This window comes from Shewanella sp. 0m-8 (genome assembly GCF_052977265.1).
Genome location: NZ_JBRIMB010000034.1, coordinates 30,778 through 47,640 on the forward strand (window position 1 = coordinate 30,778; position 16,863 = coordinate 47,640).

The 16,863-nt window shown below is 42.8% G+C and carries 16 protein-coding genes; 11 read left to right on the plus strand and 5 right to left on the minus strand.

All coding sequences use genetic code 11. From position 1 onward, the window contains the following. Positions 1-13: 13 nt before the first annotated feature. The 3 genes from kch to purM all read right to left on the minus strand — a co-directional run bounded on the left by kch (position 14) and on the right by purM (position 3,411). A complete protein-coding gene (gene kch, locus ACVBIO_RS15095; RefSeq protein WP_447162459.1) occupies positions 14-1,228 on the minus strand; it encodes a voltage-gated potassium channel protein in 1,215 nt (404 codons plus the stop codon). Positions 1,229-1,726: 498 nt separating this feature from the next. Next, positions 1,727-2,371, minus strand: a complete 645-nt coding sequence (purN, locus tag ACVBIO_RS15100; RefSeq protein WP_447162618.1) for a phosphoribosylglycinamide formyltransferase — start codon at positions 2,369-2,371, stop codon at positions 1,727-1,729. Then, positions 2,371-3,411, minus strand: a complete 1,041-nt coding sequence (purM, locus tag ACVBIO_RS15105) for a phosphoribosylformylglycinamidine cyclo-ligase (RefSeq protein WP_447162617.1) — start codon at positions 3,409-3,411, stop codon at positions 2,371-2,373. The genes purN and purM overlap by 1 nt, the downstream gene beginning before the upstream one ends. 220 nt (positions 3,412-3,631) lie before the next feature. On the opposite strand from purM, the gene upp reads away from it, so the two are divergent. Then, a complete protein-coding gene (gene upp, locus ACVBIO_RS15110) occupies positions 3,632-4,258 on the plus strand; it encodes a uracil phosphoribosyltransferase (protein ID WP_447162616.1) in 627 nt (208 codons plus the stop codon). Between the two features lie 127 nt (positions 4,259-4,385). Here the strand turns inward: upp and ACVBIO_RS15115 are convergent, their stop codons facing one another. Beyond that, positions 4,386-5,705 carry a Na+/H+ antiporter family protein gene (locus tag ACVBIO_RS15115; protein WP_447163375.1) on the minus strand — a complete coding sequence of 440 codons (1,320 nt, stop codon included), beginning with the start codon at positions 5,703-5,705 and terminating at the stop codon, positions 4,386-4,388. A gap of 316 nt (positions 5,706-6,021) precedes the next feature. On the opposite strand from ACVBIO_RS15115, the gene ACVBIO_RS15120 reads away from it, so the two are divergent. Continuing rightward, on the plus strand, positions 6,022-6,627 hold the full coding sequence (locus ACVBIO_RS15120) for a peroxiredoxin (RefSeq protein WP_012155800.1): 606 nt from the start codon (positions 6,022-6,024) through the stop codon (positions 6,625-6,627). Positions 6,628-6,752: 125 nt separating this feature from the next. Here the strand turns inward: ACVBIO_RS15120 and rnt are convergent, their stop codons facing one another. Next, entirely contained in the window at positions 6,753-7,433 is a 681-nt protein-coding gene (gene rnt, locus ACVBIO_RS15125; RefSeq protein WP_447163374.1) for a ribonuclease T, read from the minus strand. A gap of 140 nt (positions 7,434-7,573) precedes the next feature. Here rnt and ACVBIO_RS15130 point away from each other — a divergent pair, with 140 nt between their 5' ends. From ACVBIO_RS15130 to ybgF, 9 genes are all read left to right on the plus strand, one after another. Then, positions 7,574-8,443: a flagellar protein MotY gene (locus ACVBIO_RS15130; RefSeq protein WP_447162613.1), complete on the plus strand. Its 870-nt coding sequence runs from the start codon at positions 7,574-7,576 to the stop codon at positions 8,441-8,443. A 679-nt stretch (positions 8,444-9,122) separates the two neighbouring features. Continuing rightward, the gene (locus tag ACVBIO_RS15135) at positions 9,123-11,279 is read left to right on the plus strand and encodes a prolyl oligopeptidase family serine peptidase (RefSeq protein WP_447162612.1); all 2,157 of its coding nucleotides are present in this window, start codon (positions 9,123-9,125) and stop codon (positions 11,277-11,279) included. A gap of 231 nt (positions 11,280-11,510) precedes the next feature. After that, positions 11,511-11,909 carry a tol-pal system-associated acyl-CoA thioesterase gene (gene ybgC / locus ACVBIO_RS15140; protein ID WP_447162611.1) on the plus strand — a complete coding sequence of 133 codons (399 nt, stop codon included), beginning with the start codon at positions 11,511-11,513 and terminating at the stop codon, positions 11,907-11,909. After that, complete coding sequence (tolQ, locus tag ACVBIO_RS15145) at positions 11,899-12,588, plus strand: protein TolQ (protein WP_447162610.1); 690 nt, start codon at positions 11,899-11,901, stop codon at positions 12,586-12,588. The genes ybgC and tolQ overlap by 11 nt, the downstream gene beginning before the upstream one ends. Next, on the plus strand, positions 12,588-13,025 hold the full coding sequence (gene tolR, locus ACVBIO_RS15150; RefSeq protein WP_447162609.1) for a protein TolR: 438 nt from the start codon (positions 12,588-12,590) through the stop codon (positions 13,023-13,025). The genes tolQ and tolR overlap by 1 nt, the downstream gene beginning before the upstream one ends. Further along, positions 13,026-13,961, plus strand: coding sequence for a cell envelope integrity protein TolA (tolA, locus tag ACVBIO_RS15155; RefSeq protein WP_447162608.1), 936 nt, complete (start codon positions 13,026-13,028; stop codon positions 13,959-13,961). Between the two features lie 9 nt (positions 13,962-13,970). After that, a complete protein-coding gene (gene tolB, locus ACVBIO_RS15160) occupies positions 13,971-15,293 on the plus strand; it encodes a Tol-Pal system beta propeller repeat protein TolB (RefSeq protein WP_447162607.1) in 1,323 nt (440 codons plus the stop codon). Between the two features lie 24 nt (positions 15,294-15,317). Continuing rightward, the gene (gene pal / locus ACVBIO_RS15165) at positions 15,318-15,857 is read left to right on the plus strand and encodes a peptidoglycan-associated lipoprotein Pal (protein WP_447162606.1); all 540 of its coding nucleotides are present in this window, start codon (positions 15,318-15,320) and stop codon (positions 15,855-15,857) included. Positions 15,858-15,881: 24 nt separating this feature from the next. Then, complete coding sequence (ybgF, locus tag ACVBIO_RS15170) at positions 15,882-16,607, plus strand: tol-pal system protein YbgF (RefSeq protein WP_447162605.1); 726 nt, start codon at positions 15,882-15,884, stop codon at positions 16,605-16,607. Positions 16,608-16,863 lie beyond the last annotated feature (256 nt).

Below are 16,863 nucleotides of genomic sequence, written 5' to 3' on the forward strand. Positions count from 1 at the left end.
GCTTAGCACAGTGCTATAAATCATTCTTAGAGGGTATACCGTGTGCAGAATTGAGTAACAGTTCTGCCAAATCATTATTATCCATCGCTTCACCATTTAGCATTCGCGCTAGTACTTCACTACCAAATAGTTGTGGTGACAGTAATACGTCTGGTTGAACTCTTTGAATTTTAGTTAGATTCTTACTGTCATTGACTATGATGACTGTTTTAGCTTTGGCACTTAAGTCTTTCGCCGATAAAACGATAAAGGCATTGTCGGCATCATTATCCGTTAGGGCCAAAATGGCACGACATTGTTCTAACCCAGCTTGTTTAAGCACGGCTGTATCGCTGCTATCTCCAGAGATAATATCAAACTTACCTTCAAGGCTTTGCTCAATTATTTCAAACTCATCACTGGGTCTTACAGTGATAATGGTGACCGCCAAGCCTCGCTGATGCAGCTTAATAATGGTATTGGTCGCCATGGCGGAAGTGCCACATACAATAAAGTGATCCTCTCTTTTCATGGTGTGTTTTTTCCCTTGTATAAGTTTGTTTAAACCATTGCTAATGAAAGGGCCAAAAATCGTACTCACTGACGTTGCAAATACGGCAATCCCGGCAATAATCATCGAAATAGTAAAGAGTCGTGCGGTTTCCGTTACGGGTAAGATATCGCCATAACCTACAGTGGTCATGGTTACCATAGCAAAATAAAATGCCGTACTTAAGTCTGTTATTTTGGGCGAAAATCCATCACCAAAATACAAGCTACCGTAAGTCGAATAGATGATCAAAATGACAAAACTAATGACAGAGACAATACCTGCGGCGGTTGCACTACTGCGATTAAAATCCCGACTCAAGAGCAATAATAAGATTATGCTGAAGCAACAAAAAGCAATATTGAATTGGAGGTGAGAGTAGTAATGTAAAGTGAAAACTAAGGTTGTTAGTAGCAGTACAAGGCTCATTACCCAGGCGACGCGCGCGCGAAATAATAAACCAATAGAATTTAGCAGTAAAAACACCCCAAGCATAAACCAAGGTGCGTTAGTGAGTACTGTAAAGTTAATATCTGCAAGGTGTGAGATCTGCTGCGGGTTAAAGAGCTGATCTGACATGCCGTAAACAGTGCTAAATATTAACAAGCTATTAAGCAGTACAGTGATTGCACTGAGCTTATAACGCTGATGCTGCCATATCAGCAGACTTTTATGACGCCACTCATTGAATGTTATCAAAACGAACTCAGCCTAGGTTGTCTATATGATAGTGGTTTAATGTGTAAGCTATATGTAGGTGTTACATATAATTTTAACGAAATAACTTTGTGTAACGATTATAGATTAAATATCTGAATTTGTAGGTTTAGTTGCCTACCTTTATTGAGCGAACCAGAGTAACAGATGTTTGCGTCGTTTAAAATGGAACTGAAAAATTTTAGTGCGGCTAGTTCACGAGACAGAAAAGCTAGCAAGGCGGGTGAGTCAGATACCAATTCTATGATATTTGAGGGCATGTTGATGAACATATACATATTTGATTTAAGGTCGATGTAACCGAGGTGTGGAATGAGTTGGTGTAAAGGTGCTTGCAAAAGTCTCACTATCACTCTAGAGCGTGCTCGATATAGTGAGGGCATTAATAAGTTTGAGAAAAAACATTCTAAGACAAGACACAGTTAATAAAAAAGGCACCTCTCGGTACCTTTTTCTACGACGTTCAATTATCGATACTGACTAGTCGGCAGCGTAGCCGTTGATAGCTAATGTTTGACCATCAAGTTGCGCTGAGCCATCGACCATTGCGAGTCGGTTTTGACTGAACCATTTAACCACTAACGGGTAAATGGCATGCTCTTGTTCATGAACACGTTCAGCTAAAGTATCTGCTGTGTCGTCTTCGTAAACAGGCACTTTAGCTTGTAAGATCACAGGGCCAGCATCAAGCTCTGGCGTCACAAAGTGTACGCTAGCGCCGTGCTCTGAATCTTTAGCATCAATCGCACGTTGATGAGTGTGTAAACCTGTATATTTAGGCAGGAGAGAAGGGTGGATGTTAACCATCTTGCCTTCAAAACGCTGAACGAATTCATCACTTAAAATACGCATAAAGCCAGCCAACACGATGAGGTCGGGTTGGTACTTTTCAATCGCATTTAGTAGCCTTGCGTCATACTCTTGTCTTGTTTCGCCTGTGTGAGCTATCACGCAGCTGGTATCAATCTCATTTTGATGGGCGCGAACCAATCCATAGGCGTCGGGCTTATTACTTATCACACCAATCACGTCGGCTTGCAGATTATCATCACAGCCATCAATAATAGCTTGTAAATTACTGCCATTACCTGAAACTAATACTAAAACGCGACAACTCTGGGGCATTACAGGATCTCCACTTGCTCTTCTTCGCCGTTACGCTTGGCAATGTTTCCGATTAACCATGCGTTCTCGCCTTCTGCTTTTAGCAAATCTAAGGCTGAATCGACTTTATCTGCTGGTAGGGCGATAACCATACCAACGCCGCAGTTGAAGGTGCGGTACATTTCAAATTCAGAAATGTTGCCGTTTTCCATCAACCAGTTAAATACAACAGGCCACTGCCAAGAGTCGCTGTTAACCACTGCTTTACAGTCATCAGGCAATACGCGTGGGATATTTTCCCAGAATCCACCACCTGTAATGTGCGACATTGCATGAACATCATGTTGTTCAAGCAATTTAAGCAGTGATTTTACATAAATTTTAGTCGGCTCTAATAAATGGTCTATTAGTGGCTTACCAGCAAGTTCAAGTTCTGGATCAGCCTTGCTCACTTCTAATACCTTACGGATTAGTGAGAAACCATTTGAATGAGGACCGCTTGAAGCTAGCGCGATAAGAGCGTCACCGTCTTGCACCTTAGTGCCATCGATGATCTCTTCTTTCTCTACAACGCCAACGCAGAATCCTGCTAGGTCGTAGTCATCGCCTTCATACATGCCTGGCATTTCAGCAGTTTCACCGCCGATAAGTGCACAGCCTGATTGGACACAGCCTTCTGCAATACCTTTAACTACTGCTGTAGCAACTTCAACATCAAGTTTGCCCGTTGCATAGTAGTCAAGGAAAAACAGTGGCTCTGCACCTGAAACGATAAGATCGTTTGAACACATGGCGACTAAGTCGATACCGACGTTATCGTGCTTTTTAAAGTCGATAGCAAGACGTAACTTAGTGCCAACACCATCAGTACCAGAAACCAGTACTGGATGCTTATACTTAGTTGGTAGCTCACAAAGTGCACCAAAACCACCTAGATTGCCCATAACTTCTGGACGGCGGGTACGTTTTACTGCTGACTTGATGTTGTTAACTAGTGCATTTCCGGCATCAATATCAACGCCTGCATCTTTATAGCTTAGTGGGGTAGTAGGAGTGCTCACGGAGATCCTCTCGGGTACGGGTATCGATTATTATTGGATTTTACGCGGCGCTATTCTATCAGCTTGTGAGTAGCGTCGAAAGGTAAGTTTTTCAATTAACTTAGCGACAGAGGTCACGATTTACCGCCTTTTTGAAACTTTAAGTTTTCCTATATGAACAAATCTACTAGAATCGATAAAATTTACCGTGACAAATACGTTAGAAAATCAGGAGAACAAGATGAAAGTCGTTGAAGTTAAGCACCCTTTAGTCCGTCATAAAATTGGATTAATGCGCGAAGGTGATATTAGCACTAAGCGTTTTCGCGAATTAGCGGCAGAAGTAGGCAGTCTACTAACATATGAAGCAACGGCTGATTTTGAAACTGAAAAAGTAACGATTGATGGTTGGAATGGTCCAGTTGAAATTGATCAGATTAAAGGTAAGAAGGTTACTGTAGTACCTATTTTACGTGCTGGTCTTGGTATGATGGATGGCGTTCTTGAGCACGTACCAAGTGCACGTATTTCTGTTGTGGGTATTTACCGTGACGAAGAGACACTAGAGCCTGTGCCGTACTTTGAAAAGCTAGCTAGCGACATGCCTTCACGTATTGCGCTTGTTGTTGATCCAATGCTTGCAACTGGTGGCTCGATGATTTCAACAATCGACCTACTAAAAGAGCGCGGCTGTACAGCGATTAAAGCATTAGTTCTTGTTGCTGCGCCTGAAGGTATTGCAGCGCTTGAGAAAGCACATCCAGATATTGAGCTTTATACTGCCTCTATCGATGATTGCCTAAACGAGCAAGGTTATATCTTGCCAGGTCTTGGTGATGCGGGTGATAAGATTTTTGGTACTAAATAAGTATTAATATCGTCACCAGTTAAGATGGTCTGAGTATCACCTAACTAAATCAGCGAACAATAAAAAGGAGCCGAATGGCTCCTTTTTTGTTTTTATCTTTTACTGAGTGCTAAAGTTTTCGTTGAAATTACAGCACCATTGCCGCTACCCAGCCAAACACTAACAATGGAATGTTGTAATGAATAAAGGTTGGAATAACGCTGTCTTTCATATGGTCATGCTGACCATCGGCATTAAGACCTGCTGTTGGGCCTAAGGTTGACTCCGATGCTGGTGAGCCTGCATCACCAAGAGCAGCCGCTGTACCCACAAGGGCAATCGTTGCTTCAATAGAGAAACCAAAACTCATCGCTAAAGGCACATAGATAGCGGCAATAATAGGAATGGTTGAAAACGATGAACCAATTCCCATTGTAATAAGCAAACCAACCAGTAGCATTAGGAATGCAGCTAAGGCTTTATTATCACCAATCGCCGTATTCATAATCTCAACTAAACTAGCAACATCACCAGTCCCCTTAATCACAGCGGCAAAACCAGCAGCAGATATCATGATAAAGCCAATGTTGGCCATCATGCGTACGCCTTGATTGAAGATATCTTGATCTGCGACATGCTTAAGTGCACCAGAAAAACTAAACACGATAAAGCCGACCAAGGCACCAAAAATCATCGAACCTGTATATAGCTGCACAACTAAGGTTGATACAACAGCAATCACAGCAATCACTATATTGCGTTTATTTAGACCCTCTTCTGGTTCAGCAGCTAGAATTTGCTCTTCTTGATATTCGCGAGGCTTACGGTAGCTTATAAAGACGGCTACCAATAAACCAAACACCATTCCGAGTGCAGGAATAATCATGGCAGGAGCCACTTGCTCTCTCACCGCCAGCAGGTTATTGCTATTTAAGTTTGTGAGCAAAATATCGTAGAGAAAGATGCCGCCAAAGCCAACAGGTAATACCATGTAGGTTGTCACTAAACCGAAGGTGAGCACACAGGCTACTAAACGACGGTCCATTTTTAACTTAGACATTACATGCAGTAACGGCGGGATTAAAATAGGAATAAACGCGATGTGGATCGGCAAAATGTTCTGCGAGGCGATAGCCATCGATAGAATCGTTAATAGTAACACCCAACGAACTCGGTTGTTGTTGGTACTATTTTGCTCTTTGCCTAATAAACTAATGACCTTATTTGAAATTAACGTTGTAAGACCTGAATGCGACAAGGCAACGGCAAAAGCACCGAGCAGAGCATAGCTTAAGGCTATTTGTGCGCCTCCACCAAGACCAGTATTAAAAGCTGCGACCGTTTGATGAAGATCCATGCCCCCAACAAGTCCTGCAACGAGTGCTGAGATTGTGAGTGCAATGACGATATTAACTCTAGCTAAGCTGAGGCCTAACATTAGGCATACAGCGATGACAACAGCATTCATAATATGATTAATCTATTTCTTATATTTGAAGTTGCGTCCATTTTTGCCTGTTAACACGCATTATGTCCAGTATCTATGCCGGATATCTTGAATTCAAACGTAGTTGTGAATTAGCTGTAGCTTAATATGCAAACAAAGTGTGAATATCAGCGTTAAATATAAGGTTAAGATGACCGGGTAGTACCGAGTTAACGGAATAATCATTTAAAAAAGTGATATTGCTCTCAAATAGCTTGTCTGCAGCAAAACACTGCCTATAATGCCTTTAGATTTAAAACGAAAAGCGTTTTTAGCAATCCATAGATGGAGAAATAAAATGAGCGTATTAGTCGGCCGTCCGGCCCCTGATTTTACTGCTGCTGCAGTACTAGGTAATGGTGAAATTGTTGATACCTTTAACCTATCTGAAGCAATTAAAGGAAAGACTGCCGTAGTATTCTTCTACCCACTAGATTTCACTTTCGTGTGCCCATCAGAGCTAATTGCTTTTGATCACCGCATGGATGAATTCAAGAAGCGTGGCGTTGAAGTAATCGGTGTTTCAATCGATTCTCAGTTCACTCACAACGCATGGCGTAACACGCCAGTAGACAAGGGTGGTATTGGCCAAGTTCAATACACGCTAGTTGCTGACGTTAAGCATGAGATCTGTAAAGCATACGATGTTGAGCATCCAGAAGCGGGTGTTGCATTCCGTGGTTCTTTCCTTATCGACAAAGAAGGTCAAGTTCGCCACCAAGTGGTTAACGATCTACCACTAGGTCGTAACGTTGATGAAATGATCCGTATGGTTGATGCACTTCACTTCCACGAAGAGCACGGTGACGTGTGTCCAGCGGGTTGGGAAAAGGGTGACAAAGGTATGGACGCAAGCCCTGCGGGCGTAGCTTCTTACCTAACAGACAATGCTGATTCACTATAACTTATAACGTTAATTTATAACGAAATTGTAAGTTGTTAAAGCATAAAAAAAGCTGCGATTATCGCAGCTTTTTTATTTTATCAGAACCATGTTGAGTGGTACTCAGCGTTTCGTATAATGAAACCTTAAGGCTCAACTGTTTCCTGAGGTTCGGCTTCTACTTCTGTTTCATCAGCTATAAAAGGCCAACCACCCAAAGATTTCCAGCGGTTTACGATTAAGCAAAATAGTTCTGCAGTGCGCTCTGTATCATATAAAGCCGAGTGAGCTTCACGATTATCGAAAGCTATCCCTGCCATAGTGCAGGCTTTTGCTAGTACAGTGTGACCAATCGCTAACCCCGCAAGAGCTGCTGTATCAAACGTGGCAAATGGATGAAACGGAGTGCGTTTAAGCGCATTTCGCTCAATTGCTTGGGTTACAAAACCATGGTCGAAGGCTGCATTGTGAGCAACAATAATACTGCGATGGCAACCCGCAGCTTTTTGTGCTTTTTTAACTTCTTTAAAGATCTCTAAGAATGCTTCTTTTTCACTGACCGCACCACGCAGTGGGTTAGTTGGATCAATACCGGTAAATGCTAATGCCTCAGGCTCAAGGTTTGACCCTTCGAATGGCTCAATATTAAAATGTAATGTCTTATCAAGACTGAGAACACCTTCATCGTCCATCTTTAGCATACTGACTGCGATTTCTAATAGCGCATCAGTTTTTGCGTTAAAACCTGCGGTTTCAACATCAATGACCACTGGGAAATACCCTCGAAAGCGGTTTTTCAATAAATTAGGGTCGAAAGCGTCTGTCATTAAAATTTCCCAAAAATGTGCAAGTGGCTATTATGCTGCAAGTGAGGATCACTGTCATGTTCGTTTGCTTGTTTTATAGGCTAAAGAAAGATAAATCTTTGCCGATAGAGAATAGTGATACGAATTTAGAGAGTTAATTTATGCGGCTTTGGGTAATTTTGACATCATTATTGTTACTCCCTTTTTCTGCCAATGCAGATTTAAGGCAATATGTGGCTTCTTTAGAAGAGTCGCAGTGGCGTCTGAGCGGCAATAATCCGGTGATGTGTCGTCTTGAACACGATATCCCCTCTTATGGCAAAGCAGTATTTACCAGTTACGCTGGCAAAGATCATAACTTAAATTTCAGCCTCGATATGTGGGTTAAACCAGATCAAGTGACTCAGGCTAAATTAGTGAGTATGGCGCCAGCTTGGCGTCCTGGCGTATTGTCGAAAGAGATCACTGAGCTAACCTATCAAAAATACTTCAGTGGTGAAGTACCGCGCAATGCTGCTTGGTCAATGCTGGCCGAACTTGAAAGTGGCATGCAGCCGACATTTTACTATGCCGATTGGTATAACGAGTCAAACAAAATAGCGGTAGGACTATCAGCGGTGAATTTTAGACGTCAGTACTCAGAGTTTAAGTCGTGCTTATCTTCTTTATTACCTTATTCATTTGAAGATATTGCATTTACGGTATTAACCTATGAGTCAGGTGGCACCGAACTCACTCGTTATGCCAAGTCACAGATAGCTAGAGTGCAAGAGTATTTAGCTTATGATAAGAATGTAGACTTAGTACTGATTGATGCTTATACCGATAGTTATGGCGGACGCAGTGCTAACCAAAACGTGTCTGAGCAGCGTGCCGATTCTGTGAAAGAGTTGTTTGTCGCTAGCGGCATTCGACAAAGCCGGATCCATACAATGGGGCATGGTGAAAGAAGACATGTAGCGTCGAATCAAACGATAGATGAACGTTCTCGCAATCGCCGGGTTGTGATTAGAATAAGTAAACCGCTATAACGTCATTGACGTTGGACAATAGCCTAGCTTAATTGCTGGGCTTTTTTATGGACAATATTTGAGGAACAAGGTTGTTTGCGCCAAATTTTGCATAAAAAAAAGCCCGCTTACATGTAAGCGGGCCGCAAAAATAAATCATTGCAATCAACAAATTGAAGGAAGGAAGTCAAGCATAAGAACCAGGGATATAACTTCCGTGGATAACCACCAAAGTTTAAGAGTTCTTTGTTTCCGAATCTGCTAGGCAGACACTTCCTGGAAACGAGACGAATTATAGAGCCAGACATGTAGAGTGACAAACTAGAATAATTAGAGTTACTCATTAGTTTTAGTAATGCTGGTGGTGTGTGCGATTGCTGCTAAAAGGTACGTATAGCAGCAATACTGAGTGATTGGTCACAATTTCCTGTCAGTTTCGCATGATATTTAATTCATCAATGTTGCTAAATTATTAACAATGGAATTGTTCGTGAGCGGTCAATAATGGTTAAACAAACTTTGCGATGTATTTTTTTAGTTTGTATAGTGCGCAGAGAAAAGGGCGTTAAGTAAAAAGATAAAGTCAGACTTTCTAATTAATCAGTCTATTAAAAATAGGCTAATTAAAAGCGAAGTAAAGAAAGCATAACGACAACAACAAAGTCTCATTTTAAAAGAGTCAGTTAATCAGGGATACAAAATGCGAATTCATTCAATTTTAACTAAAAAGCATTTGTTGGCTATAGGTTTAGGGATAGCCATCGTCGGTTGCCAGTCACAACCTACACCAGACAATACAGCTAGTGCCAATACTGCAAACCAAGACAGTGTTGTAGAAACGATCCATGGCGTTCAAGTTGCCGATCCTTATCGGTACTTAGAGGTTGAGTCTGAGAAAACCACAAAGTGGGTGAGCGAGCAGCAACAAGCAGGTAAAGAATACCTAGCAAATATTGAAAATAAGCAAGCGATTGTAGATCGTATCACTGAGCTTTGGAATTATGAGAAAATTTCAGCGCCATTCGAAAAAGGCAGTAATACTTTTTATTACCGCAATGATGGATTACAGGCGCAGTCAGTGCTGTATGTCACTGATGCGAATGGTAAGTCTAAGGTTGCGCTCGATCCTAACGCTTTTTCTGACGACGGTACTATTGCATTGTCAGGCGTATCGGTAAGCGATGACGGTAAAACATTAGCCTACGGTGTATCTAAGTCAGGTTCTGATTGGCAGGCATGGCACTTTGTTGATGTTGCCACTGGAAAGAAGCTTACAGATGAGCTTGATTGGATAAAGTTCTCTAGTGCGGTGTGGGATCACGATAACACTGGAGTTTATTATGCACGCTATGATGCGCCTGCGGGCGGTAATGCACTGGCTGATGTGAATTTTAATCAGAAAGTGTACTTTCATAAAATTGGTACGCCGCAAAGTGAAGATACGCTAGTTTACGAAAGACCGCAGAATAAAGATTGGGGTTTTGGTATCGAAGTCTCTGAAAACGGCGATTACCTACTACTGTATATCTCACAAGGTACAGATAGCCGAAATCGCTTTTTCTATAAGTCACTGAAAGAACCTCAAGCGGAAGTTATTGAGCTTATTCCTGACTTAGAGGCTGAATATAGCTTTATCGGTAACGATAAGTCAGTGTTCTATTTCAAAACTGATTACAACGCTCCGAACGGTAAAGTGATTGCCATTGATGTGAATAATAGCGCTAAAGATAATTGGAAGACGATTATTCCTGAACTTAGCGACCCGATTAGCAACATCGCGATTATTAATGACCATATGGTGGTGAGTTACCTGCACGACGTGTTGGGCAAACTGACTATTTACAGCATGAATGGTGATAAGCGCCAAGATGTTATGCTACCGGGTAAAGGTAAAATCGCAGGCCCTTACGGCAAGCGTAGTAAAGATTACTTCTACTATGTTTTCAATAGTTACACCCAGCCTCAAACAACCTACAAGTTTGATTTTAACACTGGGGAGTCAACTGTTTACTCTAAGCCTCAAGTTTCTTTTAACCCGAGTGACTATACCTCTGAGCAGGTTTTTTACACCAGCAAAGACGGTACTAAAGTGCCGATGATGATCTCTTATAAGAACGGGTTGAAAAAAGATGGCCAAAACCCAACTCTGCTGTATGCCTATGGTGGGTTTGCTATCTCGTTGACGCCGCGCTTTAGTCCGGCCAATATTGCATGGATGGATATGGGCGGGGTTTATGCTGTGCCAAACTTGCGAGGTGGGGCAGAATACGGCGAAAGTTGGCACCAGGCGGGTATGTTCGATAAAAAGCAAAACGTATTTGATGACTACTACGCCGCTGCTGAGTACTTGATTGATCAAGATTATACTAATTCTTCTAAGCTAGGCGCTTATGGTCGCAGTAATGGAGGCTTATTGATGGGCGCAACCCTAACGCAGCGCCCAGAGCTATTTGCTGCTGTACTGCCAGCTGTCGGCGTTCTCGATATGCTGCGTTTCCAAAAATTCACCATTGGGTGGGCGTGGACCAGTGAATACGGAAGTGCTGATAATGCTGATCAGTTCCCGGCACTTTATGCTTATTCTCCATATCACAATCTTAAAGAGCAAGCTTATCCAGCCACTATGGTAATGACCGCCGATCATGACGATCGCGTAGTGCCACTTCATAGCTTTAAGTTTGGTGCCTTAATGCAGGACAAGCAGCAAGGCGATGCGCCAGTGATTATGCGCATTGAATCAAAGGCGGGTCATGGCGCAGGTAAACCGACCTCGATGAAGATTGATGAGTTCGCCGATATCTATAGTTTCCTTTGGCATAACTTTGGCCTTCAGGTTCCGGCGCAGATAGGCAAATAAGTCTTTTTATTGTCATTAAAAAGGAAGCTTCGGCTTCCTTTTTTTATTGGGTCACGCTTTGCTGCCTGTTCCGTGTACAGCCGGCTTGGGCGCTTATGCAACAATCGTTTAAGATGATTAACAAAATTTTATGAAGAAGCGCATCGCATATCACATATGGCGATTCACAATTGCATACTGGCTAGGTATAGTAGGCCTCTATTTTATCTCATTGATTGGCGATTATCGTTTATGTTTCGTTGGCCTATTTCGGTTTACTATGAAGATACTGACGCTGGTGGTGTTGTTTACCATTCAAATTACCTAAAGTTTTTTGAACGCGCCCGCACCGAATGGTTACGTGCGATGGGAGTGAAACAAACCGCTTTATTAGAAGATGACATTGCGTTTATCGTTAAACGTGCAGCATTAGATTTTTGTAAAGCCGCGCGTTTTGAACAGAACCTTATTGTAGAAACCAAGGTCATACAACTTAAGAAAGTCTCAATGGTATTTGAGCAACGCTTAATAGACGAGCAAGGTGAAGTATACTGCGAAGCAGAAATCTTAGTCGCTTGTATCGCGCTATCACGAATGAGACCTCGAGCTATTCCCCAAAATATTGCGCAGGAGTTTAAAGTTGGAAGCTGATATTTCTTTTATTGGATTATTTTTACAAGCAAGTCTACTGGTTAAATTTGTTATGTTGACTTTGCTTAGTCTCTCTATCGCCTCGTGGGCGGTCATTATTCAGCGCCGTAAATTACTTACCGCTGCCAAAAACAATGCGCTGAAGTTTGAAGATAAATTTTGGTCAGGTGTCGATCTCAACAAGCTTTATCAAGAGTTATCAGCAAGGCAAGACAGCAATACCGGTCTTGAAACATTGTTTGTTACCGGCTTTAAAGAATATGCTCGTTTAAATAAATTAAATGGTCGAGTGCCCGAAGCTGTGATGGATGGTAGCTACCGTGCGATGCGCGTGTCATTGTCACGAGAATTGGAAAAGCTTGAAACTCACTTACCTTTACTTGCAACCATAGGTTCAACGAGTCCTTATATCGGTCTGTTTGGTACCGTTTGGGGGATCATGAACTCCTTTATCGCACTGGGCGCAGTAGAAAATGCGACGCTTGCTATGGTGGCCCCAGGTATTGCAGAGGCCTTGATTGCTACTGCAATGGGTCTTTTTGCTGCGATTCCAGCCGTTATCGCTTATAACCGCTTCTCGACACAAGTTGAAAAGATTGAAATGTCTTATGCCAACTTTATGGAAGAATTCTCAAGTATTTTGCATCGCCAAGCATACAGTGAGAAGGAACAGGCATAATGCATCAAGGCTACCAAAGGAAGCGCCGTCGCCCTGTTGCTGAAATTAACGTGGTGCCTTATATCGATGTGATGTTGGTACTGTTGATCATCTTTATGGTTACCGCGCCAATTGTTACCCAGGGGGTGAAAGTTGATTTACCTCAAGGGCAAGCCGAGTCTCTACCTGCAGACAGTAAACCGCCTGTGGTCGCATCCATTGATGCGATGGGCGAGTATTATTTAGATGTGGGCAGTTCTAGTACTAAAGAGGCGCTAGATTTGGATGAAGTCGCAGTGCGTGTTGGTGCGATTATTCAGCTAGAACCTGAGCGCCCCGTTGTTGTGAAAGCTGATCGTTCAATTCCTTATGAGAAAGTCATTCAATTAATGGTGACGCTACAAGGCGCAGGTGTGCCGTCAGTGGGTTTAATGACAGATTCGCCGGAGGATAAATAAGTGGCGGCAAAATCAGATTTAACCCTTCCAGTTGCTATTTCAGCTGGAATTCATATTGGCGTGATAATTATTCTCATTTTAGGCGTGGATTTTTCAGAAAAGCCTAAAGTGCAGCCTCAAGCGAGTGCGCCGGCGGTTCAGGCTGTGGTTATCGACCAGAAAAGGGTCGCTGAGCATGTTGAGAAGCTAAAAGCTGAAAAGCGTGAGGCCGAGCGTAAAGAAAAGGCGCGCCAAGATGAAGCCGATAGACGTGTGCGTGAAGCACGCAAAGAGCGTGAACGCGAGCAGGCACAAATTAAGCGACTTGAGCAAGAACGTAAGCAAAAAGAGATTGAAACTAAAAATGCAGCTGATGCGGCAAAAGCGGCACAGTTAAAGCAAAAGCAAGAGAATGAACGCGCAGCTAAAGCTGAAGCTGATCGCAAGCAAAAAGAAGCTGAGCGTAAAGCCTCTGAGGAAGCCGCAAAAAAAGCAGCGGATAAACGCAAAACTGAAGAGGCCGCGGCTAAAAAAGCTGAGGATGAGCGCAAACGTAAAGCTGAAGCCGAGCGTAAGCGCAAAGCGGAAGAACAAGCTAGGCGCGAGCAAGAGCAAATGATGCAAGAAGCATTGGCTGCCGAGCAAGCGGCACTTTCTCAGACTCGTAATAAGCAAGTCATGACTGAGGTGCAGCGTTATACCTCGATGATTAAAGCAACTATTCAGCGCAATTTAGTGGTTGATGAGTCGATGCGAGGAAAGAGTTGCCGAGTCTTCATTCGCTTAGCAAATGATGGTTTTGTTACTGCAAGCCAAACACTCGATGGCGATAGCGTTGTTTGCCGCGCTGCAAAAGCCGCGATTAATAAAGCAGGCAGGCTGCCAGTATCGAATGAGCCTGACGTGTATAACAAGCTAAAAGAAATTAATTTAACAGTTCAACCTGAGTTCAATTAAAGGATCCATATGAAAAATTTGGGAAAATGGTTGCTGACAAGCTTGCTGATCTGCAGCATGCCTGTAAAGGCTGCATTAGATATTGTCATCACCGAAGGCGTTGATGTTGCGAGACCTATCGCCGTCATACCCTTTGTATGGCAGGGCACAGGTCCTATGCCATCACAGATCTCTGATGTTGTGATGTCTGACTTAGCTCGAAGTGGTACTTTCAGCCCAGCCGATGAGCTGAGCTTGCCGCAGCGTGGCATTAGTACTTTGGCACAATTTAATGTGTCAGCCTGGATGGCTCAACCTGCTGAAGCGGTTGTTATGGGGTCGATAAAGCCTTATGGCGCTGATAAGTACTTAGTGAGCTTTGAGTTAATTGACTTAGTAAAAGCGCAGCTTCAGTCAGATTCTATCTCTAAGCAGGATTTAGTGATTGATAGTCGTGAAACCATTATTACAGCGGCGCAGTTCCGTCAATATGGCCACCGAATTAGTGACGTTGTTTATGAAAAACTTACCGGTATTCGTGGTGCATTCTTAACTCGTATCGCCTATGTCGTTGTTAATCACGGAGAGAAGTCACCCTATAAGTTGATGATTAGTGACTATGACGGTTATAACGAACAGATGCTACTGCGCTCTCCAGAACCATTAATGTCACCTTCTTGGTCTCCAGATGGTCAACGTCTTGCGTATGTTAGCTTTGAAAACCGTAAAGCAGAGATCTATGTACAAAACATTTATACTCAGCAGCGGACTAAGGTGACCAGCTTTGATGGTATTAATGGCGCGCCCGTTTTTTCACCTGATGGTAAAAAATTAGCGGTTACGCTTTCAAAAGATGGTCAACCTGAAGTCTATGTGGTAGATATCGCCACTAAAGCCATTAAGCGTATTACTAACCATTATGCGATTGACACTGAGCCATCTTGGTTCCCTGATGGTAAGTCATTACTTATCACCTCTGAGCGAGGCGGTCGTCCTCAGCTATATCGTGTATTCTTAGACTCAGGTAAGATTTCCCGTTTGACCTTCGAAGGCGAGTGGAATCTTGGTGGTTCAATTTCACCTGATGGACGTAGCATTATTTTTGTTAATCGCACCAATGGTAAGTTCAATATTGCCCGTATGGATCTAGAAACTCGCTTTATGCAAGTGTTAACCAGCACGCGATTAGATGAATCACCAAGCGTGGCGCCAAATGGCACCATGGTTATTTACGGAACAACCTACCAAGGTAAGCAGGTATTAGCTGCGGTTTCTATGGACGGACGTTTTAAAGCAAGATTGCCAGTTGGGCAGGGTGAAGTTAAATCACCATCTTGGTCACCATTTCTCTAACTAAAAAGATTAAGGATTTAAAAAATGGATCTGAATAAGCTATTTAAAGCCATGTTAGTCGTACTTCCTATTATGGCTATCAGCGCGTGTAGCTCGACTTCTGAGTCTGAAACAGATGCAACGAGTTCAACAGAGTCATCTTCATCGAGTGAATATGCAAACAATGGTGTAGAAACTGGTGGTGTAGCGCCAGTATTGACTCCTGCAGAGCAGCAACGCCTTAAGTATCAAGAGTTGAGAAAAGAACACATTATCTATTTTGATTTTGACCGTAGTTCAGTTTCTCAGCAGTTTGCGGAAGTGTTAGAGGCTCACGGTGACTACTTGGTTGAACACCCAAATGTTCGAGTGATGATTGAAGGTCATGCAGATGAGCGCGGAACACCAGAATATAACATCGCACTTGGTGAGCGCCGAGCGAAAGCCGTTGCTAAGTACTTACAAGGCATGGGTGTACAACCTAGCCAAATGAGTATTGTAAGTTATGGTGAAGAGAAGCCAATGGATTTCACTCGTAGCGATGAAGGTTTTGCTAAAAACCGTCGCGCTGTGCTTGTTTATTAATATTACAGGCAAAAGGCTTACCCTATGAAACACGCCGTTTTATCAGCGGCAATATTCCTTGTAGTAGGTTCTGCATATGCAGCGCCTGCTCCTGTTGAGGATATTGCTGGTGGCTCTACAGATGATAGAGTAGCTCGTTTAGAACGAGTCATCAAAGCTAAGCAACAAAGCGAATTTCAAATGCAGCAGCGTTTAGAAACTTTGCAGCAGGAAGTATTGGATCTACGAGGTTTGAGTGAACAGCAGTCTTATCAAATAGAACAGATGCTACAAAGGCAGCGTCAGTTATATGAAGATATTGCTAATCTTTCTTCAAAACCCGCCGTGCCAGTTGCCGTTAATACTCCCAACTCTGCATCAACCGTTTCTTCAAGCCTTGGTGAAACAGCGAGCTATGAGCAAGCTGTAAACTTGGTATTGAAAGATAAAAAGTATGAGGCCGCTATTCCGGCTTTCGCTCAATTTATTGAAAGTTACCCAAATTCGAGCTATGCGCCTAACGCAAATTACTGGTTAGGGCAGCTTCTCTATAATAAGAGTGAGTTTGCTGGCGCTGCTAAAGCATTTACGACGGTTGTTGAAAAATACAAAGATTCGGGTAAGCGTGGCGAAAGTTTAGTCAAGCTTGGCATGATTGCAGAGAAAACTGGCGATAAGGCTAAAGCAAAGGCTTACTATCAAAAAGTTACTCAGGAATATGCTAATAGCGCAGCTGCAAGAATTGCTGTGCAGCAACTTTCATCACTTTGATGCTGATTTATTCAGAAAACAATCTCTTAGATTGTTTTTCATGCAAACAGGGTGAAATGGTAAAATTGCACTTGCATGCGAAGATGAAAAAGGTATTATAGGCGCCCTCAGAGCGACACAGTCGTTTGAGGGCATCTTTACCGAGTAAGTAAGTTATTCAAGCTAAGATGTTAGTTATACCAAGGGGGCTGTTAGCTCAGTCGGTAGAGCAGTTGGCTTTTAACCAATTGGTCGAAGGTTCGAATCCTTCACAGCC